This window comes from Streptomyces sp. IBSNAI002 (genome assembly GCF_052244475.1).
Lineage (GTDB): Bacteria > Actinomycetota > Actinomycetes > Streptomycetales > Streptomycetaceae > Streptomyces.
The window spans coordinates 638,014-653,283 of sequence record NZ_JBQPXG010000002.1 but is presented as its reverse complement, the minus strand read 5'-3'; the positions used below and the strand labels follow the sequence as shown (position 1 = coordinate 653,283).

Here is a 15,270-nt window from a genome sequence, read left to right as displayed (position 1 = left end):
CGCGGTCAGGCCCGGCGGCGGACGCGCAGCACGTCCGCCGTCAGGTCGTCCTCCAGGCCGAGGCCGGCCCGTGCGAGCTCGCCGGCCAGTTCCCGCGCGGTCATCGGCCAGAGCAGGAAGGTCTCCTGGGCCCGCCGCAGGATCCGGCCCTGACGGCAGACCAGGTAGGTGTAGTCGCAGCGGATGCGGCCGTCGCCGTCAGCGCGTGCGGTGACCTGGCCGCGGTAGCTGTCGATGCCCAGCCGCACCTCGCCCAGCGACCGCCGGGTGGGACGGGCCGGGAGCCGGGACGGCGGGCGGTCCAGGAAGAGCACACCGCCCGGTACCAGCAGACCGGCCATGGTCCGCCACAGCGCGCGCCGCTCCTCGGGCGGCAGACAGGGGATCATCCGCAGGCACACCACGAGGTCCGCCTGGCCGGTGAGCGAGAGCTCGCGCGCGGAACAGGCGTGCACCGTCACCCGGTCCGCGGCCGAGCCGCCGACCGGCGGGTGCAGCCGGGACAGCAGCAACGCCCGCATCGCGGGCGCCGGTTCGACGGCGTGCACCGGCACGATCGACGCGTCGATCAGCACCTGTGTGACCAGGCCGGTGCCCGCGCCGACCTCGACGATCCCGACCCGGGCCGCCGCGGCCGGAGCGGCCAGTGCCTGCGCGTGCCGGTGGTACGACCGGGCGTGCAGCAGGTCGTAGAACTCGGCCGAAGCGGCGTACGCACCGGTGTGCTCCACCGGCCGCGCGTCCGCCCGGCGTACCCCGGTCCGGATCGCCTCCACCCCCCGTGTGCCCACTTGTTCGGCCATCGGGCCATCATCGCCGGACGCGGCCCGGCCCACGAGCGCACGATCCGGCCACCGCGGGCCGGCCGCCCCGCCGTGTCCTCTGGGGATGGCACACACTTCCACGGGTCCGAGTGTGGTGGGTACGCACATGGGAGAGGCGCGGGGCCGTCGCGCATGATTCCCGCCATGACAAGCGGAATCACTCCCGCGTTCGACGGGACAGCAGGTGCCGGTGCCGGTCTGGCGGGCCGCACCGCCATGGTGACCGGGGCCGGAAGCGGTATCGGGCGCGCCTGCGCCACGGCCCTCGCCGCGGCCGGGGCCCGCGTCCACGTCGTGGACATCGACGCCGGCGCGGCCGCCTCGGTCGCCGAGCGGATCGGAGGCGTCCCGCACGTCGTGGACCTGGCCCGGGGCGACCTCGTGGAGGGTCTGCCGGCCGACATCGACATCCTGGTCAACAACGCGGGCCTCCAGCACGTGGCGCCGCTGACCGAGTTTCCCCCGGACCGTTTCGAACTCATCCAGAAGGTGATGGTCCACGCCCCGTTCCTGCTGCTCCGCCGGACCCTGCCGCACATGCGGGCGCAGGGCTGGGGCCGGATCGTCAACATCTCCAGCGTGCACGGCCTGCGGGCCAGCGCGTTCAAAGCCGGATACGTGACGGCGAAGCACGCCCTGGAGGGACTGAGCAAGGTCGCCGCCCTCGAAGGCGCTCCGCACGGCATCACCAGCAACTGCGTCAGCCCCGGCTACGTACGCACCCCCCTGGTCGAACGCCAGATCGCGGCCCAGGCCGCCGCACACGGCATCGATGCCGACCAGGTGGTCGGCGAGGTGATGCTCGGCCGCTCCGCCGTCAAGCGGCTGATCGAACCGGAGGAGGTGGCCGCCGTCGCCGTATGGCTCTGCGGACCCCACACCGGCTATCTCACCGGCGCCTCGATCCCCTTGGACGGCGGCTGGACCGCCGCCTGAACGCCGCTCCCCGACGCACCGCACACCTCCCGTTCCCTCCCCAGCCGAAATGTGGGTATCCCCGCCATGTCATCCCAGGCATCCCGGACATCTCCGCAGGCCCAGCCGCCCCAGCCGTCCACAGGCGGCATCGGCCGGGTCATCAGCGCCAGCCTCATCGGCACCACCATCGAGTGGTACGACTTCTTCCTCTACGGTTCCGCCGCCGCCCTCGTCTTCAACAAGCTGTTCTTCCCCAGCAGCGAACCGCTCGTCGGCACCCTCCTCGCGTTCCTCACCTACGCGATCGGCTTCGCGGCCCGCCCGCTGGGCGGTCTGGTCTTCGGCCACTACGGGGACAAGATCGGCCGGAAGAAGCTCCTCGTGCTCAGCCTCCTCATGATGGGCGGCGCCACCTTCGCCATGGGCCTGCTGCCCACCCACGCGAGCATCGGCGTCGGCGCTCCGATCCTGCTCACCGTGCTGCGCCTGATCCAGGGCTTCGCCCTCGGCGGCGAGTGGGGCGGCGCGGTCCTGCTGGTCTCCGAGCACGGCGACGACAAGAACCGCGGGTTCTGGGCCTCCTGGCCGCAGGCCGGCGCCCCCGGCGGTAACCTGCTCGCCACCGGCGTCCTCGCCCTGCTGGCCGCCGTCCAGTCCGACGAGGCCTTCCTCGCCTGGGGCTGGCGCATCCCCTTCCTGCTCTCCGGCGTGCTCGTGGTGATCGGCCTGTGGATCCGGGTGTCGGTCTCCGAAACCCCGCTCTTCCTCGAAGCCCGGGCCAAGGCCGCCGCGCAGGCCGCCGCGGGTACCGGCGGCCCCGAGAAGCCGCCCGTCGTGGAGGTGTTCCGGACGAACTGGCGCGGCGTGCTCACCGCGATCGGCACCCGCCTCGGCGAGAACATCTCGTACTACGTCATCACCGCCTTCCTGCTCGTCTACGTGACCACCCACCTCGGCCTGTCCAAGAGCGCCGGCCTGAACGCCGTACTGATCGGCTCCGCCGTCCACTTCGTCACCATCCCGATGTGGGGCGCGCTGTCCGACCGCATCGGCCGCCGCCCGGTCACGCTCATCGGCTCGCTCGGCATGACCGGCTGGGCGTTCGCCTTCTTCGCGATGCTCGACTCCAAGTCCTTCCCGGTCATCGCCGCCGCCGTCACCGTCGGGCTGCTCTTCCACGGAGCGATGTACGGACCCCAGGCTGCCTTCATCTCCGAGATGTTCGACACCAAGGTCCGCTACTCCGGGGCCTCGATGGGATCCCAGCTCGCCTCCATCATCGGCGGCGCCCTCGCCCCGATCATCGCCGTGGCCCTGCTCGACGACTACGGCTCCTCGCTGCCGATCTCGATCTACCTCGCCGCGGCCGCGCTCGTCACGAGCGCGACCGTCCTCGCCGCCCGCGAGACCCGCGGGCGTAACCTGGCCGGGCCGTACGGCGCGACCCCGGTGCCGGTTCCCGGCAGCCGCCGGGCCGATGCCGATGCCGAGTTGACGTCCCCCGGCAACTAGCAAGGCAAGGCAAGGCAAGGCAAGGCAAGGCAAGGCAAGGCAAGGCAAGGCAAGGCAAGGCACCGCGGGCCGCCGCCGCTGTCGTCAGCGGCGGCGGCCGGCCCCGTACCACGGAGAGCCCGACATGCCCACCACAGCGAAGAGCCCCGGCGACGGCGAGGCCTGGACCGTGCTGCGCCGGCTGCTGGACCTGCTCGCCGAGGGCGCGCCCGCCGAACACTTCTCGCTGCCGGCCGAGGCCGCCCGGCAGACCGGCCTCTCCGCGGCCCGGACCCAGGAGATCGCCGAGGCCACCCGGGTCGCGCTCGCCATCCGCCGCACCCTCAGCCAGCACCGCCGCCGCGAGGCCGAACTGGCCGCCCTCTTCGACACCGCCGGGGACCTGGCGGCACTGCGCGACCTGGACGCCGTCCTGCGGGCCATCGTCCACCGGGCCAAACTCCTCCTCGGTACGGACGTCACCTACCTGTCCCTCAACGACGACGAGGCCGGCGACACCTACATGCGGGTGACCGACGGCTCGGTCTCGGCCGCCTTCCAGCAGGTGCGCCTGGGCATGGGGGAGGGGCTGGGCGGACTCGTCGCCGAGACGGCCCGCCCCTACACCACCGGGGACTACCGCGACGACCCGCGGTTCAAGCACACCGCCACCATCGACAGCGCCGTCGCGGAAGAGGGCCTGCGGGGCATCCTCGGGGTACCGCTGGGCCTGGGCACCCGCGTGATCGGAGTGCTCTACGCCGCCGACCGCACCGCCCGCACCTTCACCCCCGACGAGGTCGCCCTGCTCGCCTCGCTCGCCGACCACGCCGCCATCGCCATCGACAGCGCCCGGCTCCTGGAGGAGACCCGTACCGCACTGGTCGACCTGAACGCGGCCTCCCAGACGATCGAGGCCCACAGCCGGGCCATGCGGCGCGCCGAGGACGCCCACGACCGGCTGACCGACCTGGTGCTGCGCGGAGCGGGCATCACCGAGGTCGCCACCGCCATCGGCACCGTCCTGCAGGGCGGCATGCTCATCCACGACGCGGACGGCGCCGAACTCGCCCGGGCGGGCGCCGACCCGAAGCCCCCGCCGTCCCAGGCCGTGGCCGCCTCACGGGCGGGCGGCCGCGCGGTCCCGGTGCAGGGCACCTGGGTGTGCGCGGTCCTCGCCGGACACGAACTGCTCGGCAGCATCGCCCTGACCGGCCGCCCCGACCTCGACGACGCCGACCGCCGGCTCTTCGAGCGGGCCAGCGTCGTCACCGCCCTGCTGCTGCTCCTGCGCCGCTCGGTCGCCGAGACCGAGGACCGGGTACGGGGCGAACTGCTGGGCGACCTCCTCACCCGGGCCGCCGATCCAGCCGGGCTGTCGGCCCGGGCCCGCCGCCTCGGCGTGAACCTCGGCCAGCCGCACGCGGTGTTCGTCCTGCACGCCGACACGGTCCCCCGTCCGCGGCTGCTGGCCGCTGCCGCCCGCACCGCGCAGGCCCGCAAGGGGCTGGCGGGACAGCACCACGACGACGTGGTCCTCATCTGCCCCTCCGACACCCCCAGTTCCTGCGCCGCCTCGCTCGCCGTCGAACTGGGGCAGGCCGTCGCCGTCCCGGTCACCGTCGGGACGGCGGGCCGCCCGGTGACCGGGCCGCCGGACTTCGCCGAGGCGCACGCGGAGGCACGCCGCTGCCTGGCCGCCCTGCACGCCCTCGGCCACCGGGGGACCGGCGCCGCCCTGGCCGACCTGGGCTTCGTCGGCCTCCTGCTCGGTGACCAGACGGACCTGGGCGGCTACGTACGGCAGGTCCTGGGCCCGCTCCTGGACTACGACGCGAAGCGCGGCACCGACCTCACCCACACCCTGCGCACCTACTTCGCGCTGGGCATGAGCCAGGCCAGGACGCGGGCGGCGCTGCACGTCCACGTCAACACCGTGGTGCAGCGCCTCGACCGCATCGGGCGGCTCCTCGGCCGGGACTGGCACCTGCCGGAGCGGGCCCTGGAACTGCAACTGGCCCTGCGCATCCACCAGGTGTCGGCGCCCGGCGAAGCCGGGGCCGACGGGTTGCGGACCCGCTGATACCGATTCGGTTGCGACCGCGGCCCCGCTCGTACCCGACCCGCTCGCGGGGCAGTTGCAAGGACATGGAAGCCACCACCCCAGAGACGTACGCGGTGCTCGACGGCGCGTACTGGCTCGACGCCACCGACGGTGACCGTGACCGCGCCCCCTGCGTCCACTGCGCGCTCCTGCACCGGAGCCCCGCGCCCGACGCCCCGCGGGAGCCGGGGCGGGACGGGGCCGATCAGGCCGACGAGGGCCAGGACGGGCTGCTGGACCGGCTGCAGACCGCCATCACCTGTGGAAACGCCGGCCGGCTGAGGGCCGTCATGCTCACGTGCTCGCTCGGCACGGTCATCGTGGGAGCCGCCGCGACGATCCGCCGCTAGCGGCGCACGGCGCACGGCTGTGATCGACGGCGGTGTTGTTGCCTAGCATGTGCACGCCACGCGCATCCCGCGTGCCCGGCCCGACGAAAGCACCTCGTGCGCCTCGAGCGGACCCTCACCGCGACCGTCCTCCTCGTCTCCCCCGGCACGCTCGCGGCCTGCGAGGACGCCGGGCCCGGCCGGTCGGCGACCGTACCGCCGGGCATCGGAGGGCCTTCGGCGCCGGCGCCCGCCTCCCTGGCCGAGGCGCAGAAGTACGTCCAGCAGTACGCCTCGTGCGAGAAGACGGGCACCGAACCGGGCGACAGCAGGCTGCCGCTGACCGACCTCACGACGGTCGGGAAGTGGTCGGTGACCGAGGCCTGAACAGCCGGGTGTTCGTGGGCGCGAACTTCGCCGTCACGCCGACCGAGACCAAGACGGCCCTCGCCCTCGCCAGCTCGGACCTGCGCATCCTCACCTGCAACCCGAGCTTCGCCGTGCCCAAGGGGTACAAGAAGGAGGCGGCTCTGGTCGACGGCTGCGTGCTCGGTGACTTCGTCGGCAGCGCCGACGGCAGCGGCAGCCCGAACTTCGAGACCCCGCAGGAGGATCCGGCCGCGGGCGGCGCTTCCGCCAAGCCGGGCCAGCCCGTGCAGGGCAGCCTCGGCCTGCCCCGGGCCGGCAGCCTCGCCGAGCTGAAGGCGCTCGTCCACCCGCACACCGTCGACTGCACGTGACCAACTACGAGCAGTGGGGCGCGGCTATTCGAAGCGGTCGGTGTCGCCCGCCCCGGCGCGGACGATCTCGGCCTCGCCGCTGGAGTAGTCGATGACGGTGGTGGGCCTGGTCCCGCAGTCCCCCGAGTCGAGGACGGCGTCCACCAGGTGCTCGAGCCGCTCCTTGATCTCCCAGCCCTGCGTCATGGGCTCGTCCTCGTCGGGCAGCAGCAGGGTGCTGGAGAGCAGCGGCTCCCCGAGTTCGGCGAGCAGCGCCTGGGTGACGGCGTGGTCGGGGATCCGGACCCCGACCGTCTTCTTCTTCGGGTGCATCAGCTGGCGCGGCACCTCGTTCGTCGCCCGGAGGATGAAGGTGTACGGGCCCGGGGTCGACGCCTTGATCGCGCGGAACACGTCGTTGTCGATGTGTACGAACTGACCCAGCTGCGCGAAGTTCTGGCAGACGAGGGTGAAGTGGTGCCGCTCGTCCAGGTTCCGGATCGACCGGATCCGGGCCATGCCCTCGCGGTTGCCCAGCTGGCAGCCCAGCGCGAAGCAGGAGTCCGTGGGGTACGCGACGAGGGCGCCGGAGCGGATGCTGTCCGCCACGCTGCCGATCGTGCGCGGCTGGGGGTTCTCGGGGTGCACATCGAAGTACTTGGCCATCCGCCGAGCCTACCGGGGACGCGCGTCACCCGGGCATCGGCCGGGCCTGGACCCCGTGGGCGGGCGCCTGCTGTCCGCTCGACGGAAGCATCCGGACCTCGGCCTGGTCGCTGATCTCCGCCTGGACGATGCCGGTCACGTCGCAGTAGACGGGGTGGCCGCCGGGGCCGGTGCGGTCCGTACGGCTGACGACGACCACGTCCTGGCTCTCCTCGGCGCCCTCGGGAAACACCAGTTCGTAGCGTTCCGCGTGCATCTCGCTCCCTCCGGCCGGTCCTCCTGGCAGCTGCGCACGGCAGGCCGCCCGCCGTCTCATCATGCGGTCCGGGCGCCGCGACCGCATCGCCGTGTGGTGACGGAGGGTGATGCCGGAGCCTGAGGGGCGAAACGCTGCTAAAATGCACCCGTTGGCCTCCGGCGCCCGTGCCCCGCACATGCGCACGAAGGCTTTTTTTATGCCTTCCTCCACCTCCGCGCCCGACGCGGCGCCCGCCCCCGACTCCTCCACCACGACCGCGTACCGCGACCTGCTGCGCACCGGCGAGTTCGCCGGACTGTACGCCGGCTTCACCCTCACGGCCGCCGCGACCACCCTGGCGGGCTTCGCGCTCGGCACCCTCGTGGGCGGGCAGACCCGCTCGCCGTTCCTGACGGCCGTCAGCATGTACGGCGCCACCTTCGCGACGGTGCTCGGCGCCCTGACCCTGATGTCCGTCGCGGACGGGAAACGCCCGCGGCGCACGCTGGTCGTCCTCCACGTGCTCTCGTTCGCGGGCGTCGCGGTCCAGGTCGTGCCCGGGCTGCCGCTGCCCGTCCGGTTCGCGGCTCTGCTGGTGCTCGGCTTCTTCCAGTCCCTCGGTACCGGCACCCGGCTGGGCCTGCTCGCCGAGGTGGTGCCCGCCTCCGCCTACGTGCCCGCGCGCTCCCTGATGAACATCACGGCCGGAGGCACGGCGATCCTCGGCTACGCGGCCGGCGCCGTACTGCTGCGCTTCCTTTCACCACAGGGCGTCTTCCTGGTCGCCGCCGCCTTGACCGCACTCGCTTCGGCCGTGGTGGCGGCCACCGTACGGGAGCACTCGATCCGACTCACGCGCCGCCCCGGGCTGCGGCAGACCTGGACGGCGAACGCCGCTCTCTTCGCCGATCCCGGCCGGCGCCGGCTGCTGCTCAACCTGTGGGTCCCCAACGGCCTGATCGTCGGCTGCGAGGCACTGTTCATCTCCTACGACCCGGACCACGCCGGCACCTTCCTCGCCGCCGGGGCGGCGGGCATGCTCCTCGGCGACCTGGCCGTCGGCCGCCTGCTGACCGCCGAGCGGCGCCGCCGCTGCGCCTTCGCCCTGCGGCTGCTGCTCGCCGTCCCGTACCTGCTGTTCGTGGCGGAGCCGCCGGTCCTGCTCGCGGCGGCGGCGGTGTTCGTCGCCGGCGCCGGGTTCGCGGCCACCCTGCCCCTCCAGGAGCGGCTGCTCGACCTGACCCCGGACCCGGTCCGCGGTCAGGTCCAGGGCGTGGAGTCGGCCGGCCGGATGACCTGGCAGGGGATCGGCGCCGCGATCGCGGGTGGCGCGGCCGAGTACCTCGGGCCCGGGCTCGCGATCACCGCCGTGGCGGCCGTCTCGGTGGCGGTCACGCTGGTCTTCGCAGACGCGGGCGGCAGCGGCCGCAACGGCGGTGGCGGCGTGCGTCAGGCGAAGAGCCAGCGCGTCTGACTGTAGCCGCCCTTGCCGAAGCCGAACGCGGTGCGCGGGGCCACCCGGAAGACCAGGGCCTCGCCCGCTTCGGGGCTGACGAACACGCCGTCGCCCACGTCGAAGTGCCATTCGGCGCCGTACTTCGCCTCCCAGGCGGCGGCCAGGGCGCGCAGCCGGGCCGGGTCGGTCACGCGCGCCGCCTCGCCCTCGACCACCAGGTCGAAGCCCTCGTGCAGGGCGTTCGTGCCGGTGGTCAGGACGACGTGCTTGTTCCTCCGGAGGTTCTTGGCCTTGCGCTCCTCCGGTCCGGTGCAGAAGTGCAGCGCACCGTCCGACCAGACGCCGATCAGCGGGGTGACGTGCGGCCGCGCGTCGGGGCGTACGGTCGTGAGCCAGTACAGCTCCGCCTCCGCCAGCCGGGTGACGGCCTGCGACCACGGCACCGCGGTCGCCTGCTCGTCGCTGTAACGCGCGTCCAGCTCGGTGCGCGGTTCCTCGTCGGGCATGTGGAACGTCCTCCTGACCTGACCTGACCTGACCTGACCTGACCTGACCTGCCTGAGCCCAGGTTCACATATCGCGCCCGTCCCCGTCCCCGGGGTCGTCCTCCTCTTCCGCGTCGTAGCGCAGCCGGTGCCACATGGGCATCCCGAACCAGAGCCAGACGATCCCGCTGGAGGTGACCGAGGCGATGAGGCTCGACTTGCCCGGGCCGAGGACCATGGTGACGACGAGCAGCAGCGCGCTGCTCATCGCGAGCATCAGCAGCACCAGGCCGACGAGCGCCAGCCGGTTGGACACGTTCAGCAGGCGCGAGCGCAGGCCGTGCCGGAAGACGACCCGGTGGAAGGGGGCCGGGGCGGTCAGGAAGGCGGCCGCGCCGAAGGCCACGACCAGCGTGAGCACGTACTGGGTGCTCTGCATGCTGGTGAGGGAGGCGAAGCGCGGGCTGAAGGCGAAGGTCATCAGGAAGCCGAGCAGGATCTGCACGCCGGTCTGCGCGACGCGGACCTCCTGGAGGAGCTCCGCGTAGGCCTTGTCCGGATCGGGTACGTCCATGGTCCTCGCGCGCCTCCCCTTCCCGTCCTCCGGGCGCCGGGCGGTCAGCACCGCTTCGTCCGGCGGACCCAGAACACCAGGAGCAGGAACGACAGGACCGAGGTGGAGGCGAGCACGGCGCTTGCGACGGCCGCTGTGCCGCCCCGGCCGTCGGGGGTCCGTACGGTGGCCGTCAGGGTGAGGGAGGTGTCGGCGCCCGCGCCGGGCGCGGAGCCGGACGTGACGGGTCCGGCAGCCGCGGCGCCGGCCGGGCCCTCACCGGGGAAGTAGACGTCCGAGCAGGAGTAGTAGGTGTCCGGCAGATCCGTGTTGCGCCATACGGTCAGGAGCAGATGGCGTCCGGTCCGGCCGGTCGGGAGCTGTCCCGTGAAGGTGTACGTGTTCCCGGTCAGCGGGGGGTCGGTCACCGTCAGGAAGGGCTGCGGCTCCAGGTCCGACCAGGCGAGCGGCTTCACGGGGTCGTAGCCGCGCCGGGACTCGCCGCCAGAGCCGCGGCGCAGGCGGCCGATCCGGTGTAGCGGCCGGTGTCGGGTGTGCAGGCGACGCTGCGGCTGACCGGAGTCCACGGGGCGCCGTGGGCACTCGCGGGAGCCGCGGACGCTCCGAGCGCCACCAGGGTCACCGATCCCAGTGCCGCCCACAGTTTCGGGTGTCTTCTCACGATCACGCCCCCCCTTCCTGGCCGTTCGCCGAATGGATGTGAAGGTGGACACGGCGTGACGTCTCAGGGGGGTTCACAAGTCCTTTCGGGGAAAGGCGGATTCAGGCCAGTGCCGAGCCCCGCCCGGTGGCGCGCACCGGACGGGGCAGGGGGCCGTGGGACTCAGTGGCCGGCGGGGAGTGCCGGCGGCGTCAGCCGGTGGGGAAGTCGTCCGCGGTGCGGACGCGGTCGCGGATCCAGACGCCGGCCGGCTTGAGCGAGCCGGTTCCGGCCCACGGGCCGTTGCCGGCGCAGGTGCCCGGCTTGAAGGCGGCGCCCGTGCGGTTGTCGTCGGAGAAGTTCCAGTTGGTCCAGCTGATCTTCTTGGCCGCCATCAGGTCGAGGTACTTCTGCGACATGGCGAAGTCGTTGCCGCCCTCGCCGGCGTAGTTCTGCGTGCCGAACTCGGTGACGAACACGGGGATCCGGTCGGCGGCGCGGGAGAGGGTGTCGAGGTACTCCTCGCGGTGCGAGTACGCGTAGAAGTGGAAGGTGTACATGATGTTGGACGCGTTCACCCGGTTGTTGACCACCTCGGTCTCGTCGCCGTCCTCGGAGACGCCGAAGGAGGACCAGGCGCGGGTGCCGACCAGGACCGGCGCGTCCGAGTCGATGTTCCGGATGACCGGGATGATCTGCTCCGCGTAGCTCTTGATCTTGGCCCAGCTCACACCGCTCGGCTCGTTGGCGATCTCGTAGAAGATGTTGTTCTTGCCCTTGTGGCGGTTCGCGATCGCGCTGAAGAAGGTCTTGGCCCGGGCCAGGTTGTAGTTCGGGTCGCCCGGGTCGAGCATGTGCCAGTCGACGATCACGTACATGCCGCGGGCCGTGGCCTGCTCGATGAGCGAGTGGGCGAGGTCGGTGAACTTCTGCGGGTCGGTCTCGTAGCCCTCCTCCTGGACGTACGTGGAGACGCGCAGGACGTCGGCGTTCCAGTCCTTCGCGAGGGCGTCGAGCGATCCGCCGGTGAGGCACTGCGCGTACCACTGGGTGCCGTGGGTGCTCATGCCGCGCAGCTGGACGGGCTTGCCGTACTGGTTGCAGAGCTTGGTGCCGCATACGGTGAGCTGGCCGTTGATGCCGACCGGGGTGGTGCCCGGCCCGGGCGGGGTGGTGCCGGTGTCGACCGTGAGGTGGTCGACGTTGGGGCCGCCGCCCGCGGTGGTGGCCGTGGCCCGGATGGTGTTGGCGCCGGCCTTGAGCGCGGCGCTGAGGCTGGTCGTGGACCAGGAGGTCCAGGCCCCGGTCCCGTTGAACGCCTTGTTCGACGCGACGGCCGTGCCGTTGACCGTGATGGTCATCGGGCGGTTCGTGGTGGTGCCGTTGGCGTAGCGCAGGCCCAGCGCGGCGGTGCCGGCCTGAGCGGAGTTGACCGTCCACTCGACATAACTGCCGCTGACGTTGTCGTAGTTGACGAACCCGCTGCCGGTGAAGCCTGCGTGGTTGGACTCGGCCGCGCCCCGGGAGAGGGTGGCGCTCTCCGCCTCGTGGGTGGCGGGAGCGGCCGTCGCGACCGAGGCGCCGGAGGCGCCGGGTGCGGCGGTGAGGGCTATGAGCAGTGCGCTGATGAGCGTTCCGGCTCCGGCGAGGGAACGCAGCCGAACACGTGGGGGTCTCAAGGTGTCTCCATCCCGTTGACGATCCGGCGATCGTAAGGAAACTTTCCTAATGGCATGGAATAGCAGCGTCCGGGCGGACCGCACAAGACCCCTTGCATGTAATCCACGTATGTGGACTGACTGTTGATGCTGAGACAGTTATTGACCAGCTGGACGGTTGTCAGCACGATGTGACACGGCTTCACCCTCCTCCACCCCCCACAACCGCCCGGAGGTACACGTTGTCCGCACGATGGAGAGCCGCCGTCGCGTACGGCGGCGTCACGGCCGTGCTGTTGGCCACGGGTGCCGCGATCGGCGTCGCGGACGCCCGGTCCGCCGGCCCCCGGCCAGCCCTCCCCGCCGCTGTGCCACCCGCCGGCCTCGACCTGTCGCAGGCCAACCGCCGCACCCCGGCCCCGGGCCTGTACGACTGGTCGAGGGCGGGCTACCGGGGCGGCGCCGGTCTGCCGGGCGCCGCCCAGACCACCCCGGACGCCGCCTGCCGGATCACCGCCGCCGAACTCGCGGACCGGTACGGCGTGCGGCCGGGTGACGGAGCCGACGACTCCGCCGGACTCCAGTCCGCCATCGACCACATCCGCACCACCTGCTCACCCGGCGCGTCCCCCACCAGGCTTTCGCTGATCACCCTGCCGGCGGGCGTCCTCGACGTGTCCCGCCAGCTCTCCGTCGACGCCGACCACCTGATCCTGCGCGGCGCGGGCAGCGGCACCGGCGGCACCCGGATCGTCTTCAGGCCCGACGCCGACACCCGCTACGACGCCCTCACCCCGGACGGATCGGACTGGGACGAGGACGGCATGACCTCCGGCTCCGCCAAGGGCGGCTGGATCTGGCCCGGTCGCGGCCTCTTCCGCGTCCAGTCGCGCGGGGTGCACACGAGCTACGCCTCCGAATACGCGGCGGCGCCCGCCAACCGCAAGGACCTCTTCGAGGGCACCGTCAACGTGCACTGGAAGTCCGGACTGAAACTGCGCGGCAAGGCCGGCGACACCGCCTTCGCCGCGCGCACCGGCGACACCGTCGTCCACCTCGCCGCCGCCGGTTCCCTCACCCACTTCACGGTCGGCGGCCTGGTCAACATCCGCGCCGCCAACTCCCTCGCGTTCTACGCCCAGCAGGACATCCGGCCCGGCGACGGCCCGCTCCAGAACATCCACATGCGCCAGCAGATCCGCCGACCTGACCGCCGTCCGGCGGTAGGAGGAGGAGAGACATGCGCAGATCGACGGCGGGCCTCGCGGGCCTGGTCGCGGCAGGCCTGCTGGCCCTGCCCGCCCGGGCCGCGGCGTCCATCCAGACCCTCGCCCCGCCACCCGCCCCGGTGATCGACGTGGACACCTCGGCCGAGCTCCGCAGCGCGCTCGCCTCGGCCGCCCCGGGCCAGACCATCCGGATGGCCGCCGGTGAGTACCGGGGCGCCTTCCTCGCCCGGAAGGCCGGTACCGCGTCCCAGCCGATCACCCTGACCGGCCCGCGCACCGCGGTCCTCGTCAACGACGGCCCCTCCGGAGCCGCCCCGTCCTGCCCCGTGCCGACCGCCGGCTGGGACTCCGGCTACGGGCTGTGGCTGTACGGAGCGCCGTACTGGAACCGGACCGGCTTCACCGTGAAGGACTCCAAGAAGGGCGTGGTCATCGACGACTCCCGCCACGTGAAGGCCGACGGGCTGTACGTCCACCACGTCGAAGAGGAGGGCGTGCACTTCCGCAAGTCCTCCGCGGACGGCGTGCTCCGCAACTCCGCCATCGAGCACACCGGCCTGGTCCGGCCCGGCTACGGCGAGGGCGTGTACCTCGGCTCCGCCGGATCGAACTGGGGCTGCCACGGAAACTCGGGCGGAGCGGACCGTTCCGACCGGGTGCTGGTGGAGAACAACCGCATCGGTCCCCACGTGGCCGCCGAGGCCATCGACGTCAAGGAGGGCACCTTCGCCGGGACCATCCGCGGCAACACCTTCGACGGCCGGGGGATCAGCGGCCAGAACTCCGCCGACTCGTGGGTCGACGTCAAGGGCGTCGACTACCTGATCGAAGGCAACAAGGGCACCTTCGCCCCGCCCGGCGCCTTCGCCAACGGCTACGAGACGCACAACCCCGGCACCACACCCGCCTTCGCCAACGGGTGCGGCACGGTGTGGCGGGGCAACACCTCGGACCTCGGCGGGGCCGGCGCGTACGCGGTCAAGGTCACCTCGGTGTCCAAATGCTCCGGCCGGCCGAACGTGGTCCATTCCTCCAACACCGTCAAACGGGCGACGAGCGGCCTGACCAACGTCCCCGTCACCCCGTGATCCCCGTGATCCCCGTGCTTGCCGTGGCCGGTCGCCGTGCCGGTCGCGTCACCTGATGCCGTGACGGCGCAGCGTGTTCGCGAGGGCGGTGGCGTGCGCCACCACCGCCTTCGCGACGCGTTGCGTCTCCGCCTCGGTCGCGGCCCCGACCGGCATCGAGCAGCTGATCGCGTCCGAGGCCGGAATCCGGTAGTGCACGGGCGCCGACAGGCAGGCCACCCCGGGCGTGCCCTGCTCCCGCTCCAGGGCCCAGCCCCGGTCGCGGACCCGGGCCAGTTCGGCGTGCAGCTCCGTCCGGTCGGTGACCGTGCTCGGGGTGAACGCCTCCAGCCGCGCCGGGAGCACGGCGTCCACCTCCTCGGTGGTGAGGTCGGAGAGCAGCGCCTGGCCGAGGGCCGTCAGATGCGCGGGCAGCCGGCGTCCGACCCGGGAGACAACGCGGACGTTGTCGCGTGCCTCGCGGCTGGCCAGGTAGAGCACGTACGCGTCGTCGCGGCGGGCGAAGTGCACGGTGTAGCCCGTCTCCTCGCGCAGGTCCTCCATCACCTCGTGCGCGAACGGCAACGCCGGGTCGCGGTCCAGGTAGGCGGTACCGGACAGCAGGGCGTGCGGGCCCACGCCGAAGGCGGAGCCGCTGTCGTCCGCCTCCACCCACTTCAGTTCGCGCAGGGTGCGGACGAGGGCGTGCAGGCTGCTGCGCGGATAGCCCAGCCGCTCCTGGAGCTCGGTGACGGTGAGCTTGTCCTGCGAGGCGGCAAGTGCCTCCAGGATCCGCACCGTTCGCTCGGCGGACTTCACCGTGGCGACGTCCGGGGTGGCTCCGGGCATGTGAACCCTCCAAATTCCGCATG

Annotated in this window: 17 protein-coding genes; 9 read left to right on the top strand and 8 right to left on the bottom strand. The window is 72.5% G+C overall.

Going from position 1 to position 15,270, the window contains the following annotated elements:
- Window positions 1-5: 5 nt before the first annotated feature.
- Window positions 6-803 (bottom strand): class I SAM-dependent methyltransferase, encoded by a 798-nt coding sequence (locus ACTVZO_RS03335; protein ID WP_443296895.1) that lies wholly within the window; start codon window positions 801-803, stop codon window positions 6-8.
- A gap of 165 nt (window positions 804-968) precedes the next feature.
- Here ACTVZO_RS03335 and ACTVZO_RS03330 point away from each other — a divergent pair, with 165 nt between their 5' ends.
- The 6 genes from ACTVZO_RS03330 to ACTVZO_RS03305 all read left to right on the top strand — a co-directional run bounded on the left by ACTVZO_RS03330 (window position 969) and on the right by ACTVZO_RS03305 (window position 6,406).
- Window positions 969-1,760 carry a 3-hydroxybutyrate dehydrogenase gene (locus ACTVZO_RS03330; protein ID WP_443296894.1) on the top strand — a complete coding sequence of 264 codons (792 nt, stop codon included), beginning with the start codon at window positions 969-971 and terminating at the stop codon, window positions 1,758-1,760.
- A 66-nt stretch (window positions 1,761-1,826) separates the two neighbouring features.
- Window positions 1,827-3,254 (top strand): MFS transporter, encoded by a 1,428-nt coding sequence (locus ACTVZO_RS03325; protein WP_443296893.1) that lies wholly within the window; start codon window positions 1,827-1,829, stop codon window positions 3,252-3,254.
- A 124-nt stretch (window positions 3,255-3,378) separates the two neighbouring features.
- Window positions 3,379-5,316 carry a helix-turn-helix domain-containing protein gene (locus ACTVZO_RS03320; protein ID WP_443296892.1) on the top strand — a complete coding sequence of 646 codons (1,938 nt, stop codon included), beginning with the start codon at window positions 3,379-3,381 and terminating at the stop codon, window positions 5,314-5,316.
- 65 nt (window positions 5,317-5,381) lie between these two features.
- On the top strand, window positions 5,382-5,687 hold the full coding sequence (locus ACTVZO_RS03315) for a hypothetical protein (protein WP_443296891.1): 306 nt from the start codon (window positions 5,382-5,384) through the stop codon (window positions 5,685-5,687).
- 96 nt (window positions 5,688-5,783) lie between these two features.
- Window positions 5,784-6,053: a hypothetical protein gene (locus ACTVZO_RS03310; protein ID WP_443296890.1), complete on the top strand. Its 270-nt coding sequence runs from the start codon at window positions 5,784-5,786 to the stop codon at window positions 6,051-6,053.
- On the top strand, window positions 6,032-6,406 hold the full coding sequence (locus ACTVZO_RS03305) for a hypothetical protein (protein ID WP_443296889.1): 375 nt from the start codon (window positions 6,032-6,034) through the stop codon (window positions 6,404-6,406). The genes ACTVZO_RS03310 and ACTVZO_RS03305 overlap by 22 nt, the downstream gene beginning before the upstream one ends.
- Window positions 6,407-6,430: 24 nt before the next feature.
- Here the strand turns inward: ACTVZO_RS03305 and ACTVZO_RS03300 are convergent, their stop codons facing one another.
- Together ACTVZO_RS03300 and ACTVZO_RS03295 are read right to left on the bottom strand one after the other, a co-directional pair.
- Window positions 6,431-7,051, bottom strand: coding sequence for an L-threonylcarbamoyladenylate synthase (locus ACTVZO_RS03300; protein WP_362306304.1), 621 nt, complete (start codon window positions 7,049-7,051; stop codon window positions 6,431-6,433).
- 25 nt (window positions 7,052-7,076) lie between these two features.
- Window positions 7,077-7,307: a DUF6296 family protein gene (locus ACTVZO_RS03295; protein ID WP_443296888.1), complete on the bottom strand. Its 231-nt coding sequence runs from the start codon at window positions 7,305-7,307 to the stop codon at window positions 7,077-7,079.
- A gap of 199 nt (window positions 7,308-7,506) precedes the next feature.
- Here ACTVZO_RS03295 and ACTVZO_RS03290 point away from each other — a divergent pair, with 199 nt between their 5' ends.
- Window positions 7,507-8,763 carry a hypothetical protein gene (locus tag ACTVZO_RS03290; RefSeq protein ID WP_443296887.1) on the top strand — a complete coding sequence of 419 codons (1,257 nt, stop codon included), beginning with the start codon at window positions 7,507-7,509 and terminating at the stop codon, window positions 8,761-8,763.
- Here the strand turns inward: ACTVZO_RS03290 and ACTVZO_RS03285 are convergent.
- The 4 genes from ACTVZO_RS03285 to ACTVZO_RS03270 form a co-directional block, all read right to left on the bottom strand.
- A complete protein-coding gene (locus tag ACTVZO_RS03285; RefSeq protein ID WP_443296886.1) occupies window positions 8,739-9,251 on the bottom strand; it encodes a pyridoxamine 5'-phosphate oxidase family protein in 513 nt (170 codons plus the stop codon). The two genes, ACTVZO_RS03290 and ACTVZO_RS03285, sit on opposite strands and share 25 nt — an antisense overlap.
- 64 nt (window positions 9,252-9,315) lie before the next feature.
- Window positions 9,316-9,804, bottom strand: a complete 489-nt coding sequence (locus tag ACTVZO_RS03280) for a DUF6328 family protein (protein WP_443296885.1) — start codon at window positions 9,802-9,804, stop codon at window positions 9,316-9,318.
- 44 nt (window positions 9,805-9,848) lie between these two features.
- Window positions 9,849-10,370: a lytic polysaccharide monooxygenase gene (locus ACTVZO_RS03275; protein WP_443296884.1), complete on the bottom strand. Its 522-nt coding sequence runs from the start codon at window positions 10,368-10,370 to the stop codon at window positions 9,849-9,851.
- A gap of 286 nt (window positions 10,371-10,656) precedes the next feature.
- The gene (locus tag ACTVZO_RS03270; protein ID WP_443296883.1) at window positions 10,657-12,207 is read right to left on the bottom strand and encodes a cellulase family glycosylhydrolase; all 1,551 of its coding nucleotides are present in this window, start codon (window positions 12,205-12,207) and stop codon (window positions 10,657-10,659) included.
- Window positions 12,208-12,392: 185 nt separating this feature from the next.
- Here ACTVZO_RS03270 and ACTVZO_RS03265 point away from each other — a divergent pair, with 185 nt between their 5' ends.
- Window positions 12,393-13,454 carry a hypothetical protein gene (locus ACTVZO_RS03265; protein WP_443296882.1) on the top strand — a complete coding sequence of 354 codons (1,062 nt, stop codon included), beginning with the start codon at window positions 12,393-12,395 and terminating at the stop codon, window positions 13,452-13,454.
- Window positions 13,343-14,419, top strand: a complete 1,077-nt coding sequence (locus ACTVZO_RS03260; RefSeq protein WP_443296881.1) for a right-handed parallel beta-helix repeat-containing protein — start codon at window positions 13,343-13,345, stop codon at window positions 14,417-14,419. The genes ACTVZO_RS03265 and ACTVZO_RS03260 overlap by 112 nt, the downstream gene beginning before the upstream one ends.
- A 48-nt stretch (window positions 14,420-14,467) precedes the next feature.
- Here the strand turns inward: ACTVZO_RS03260 and ACTVZO_RS03255 are convergent, their stop codons facing one another.
- Complete coding sequence (locus ACTVZO_RS03255) at window positions 14,468-15,247, bottom strand: IclR family transcriptional regulator (RefSeq protein WP_443296880.1); 780 nt, start codon at window positions 15,245-15,247, stop codon at window positions 14,468-14,470.
- Between the last annotated feature and the right edge of the window lie 23 nt (window positions 15,248-15,270).

Excerpts from the sequence above, each read along its gene's own strand:
- ACTVZO_RS03280 (WP_443296885.1), bottom strand. The coding sequence starts at position 9,804 with ATGGACGTACCCGATCCGGACAAGGCCTACGCGGAGCTCCTCCAGGAG.
- ACTVZO_RS03255 (WP_443296880.1), bottom strand. The coding sequence starts at position 15,247 with ATGCCCGGAGCCACCCCGGACGTCGCCACGGTGAAGTCCGCCGAGCGA.
- ACTVZO_RS03325 (WP_443296893.1), top strand. The coding sequence starts at position 1,827 with ATGTCATCCCAGGCATCCCGGACATCTCCGCAGGCCCAGCCGCCCCAG.
- ACTVZO_RS03260 (WP_443296881.1), top strand. The coding sequence starts at position 13,343 with ATGCGCAGATCGACGGCGGGCCTCGCGGGCCTGGTCGCGGCAGGCCTG.
- ACTVZO_RS03320 (WP_443296892.1), top strand. The coding sequence starts at position 3,379 with ATGCCCACCACAGCGAAGAGCCCCGGCGACGGCGAGGCCTGGACCGTG.
- ACTVZO_RS03335 (WP_443296895.1), bottom strand. The coding sequence starts at position 803 with ATGGCCGAACAAGTGGGCACACGGGGGGTGGAGGCGATCCGGACCGGG.
- ACTVZO_RS03330 (WP_443296894.1), top strand. The coding sequence starts at position 969 with ATGACAAGCGGAATCACTCCCGCGTTCGACGGGACAGCAGGTGCCGGT.
- ACTVZO_RS03315 (WP_443296891.1), top strand. The coding sequence starts at position 5,382 with ATGGAAGCCACCACCCCAGAGACGTACGCGGTGCTCGACGGCGCGTAC.
- ACTVZO_RS03285 (WP_443296886.1), bottom strand. The coding sequence starts at position 9,251 with ATGCCCGACGAGGAACCGCGCACCGAGCTGGACGCGCGTTACAGCGAC.
- ACTVZO_RS03300 (WP_362306304.1), bottom strand. The coding sequence starts at position 7,051 with ATGGCCAAGTACTTCGATGTGCACCCCGAGAACCCCCAGCCGCGCACG.
- ACTVZO_RS03295 (WP_443296888.1), bottom strand. The coding sequence starts at position 7,307 with ATGCACGCGGAACGCTACGAACTGGTGTTTCCCGAGGGCGCCGAGGAG.
- ACTVZO_RS03290 (WP_443296887.1), top strand. The coding sequence starts at position 7,507 with ATGCCTTCCTCCACCTCCGCGCCCGACGCGGCGCCCGCCCCCGACTCC.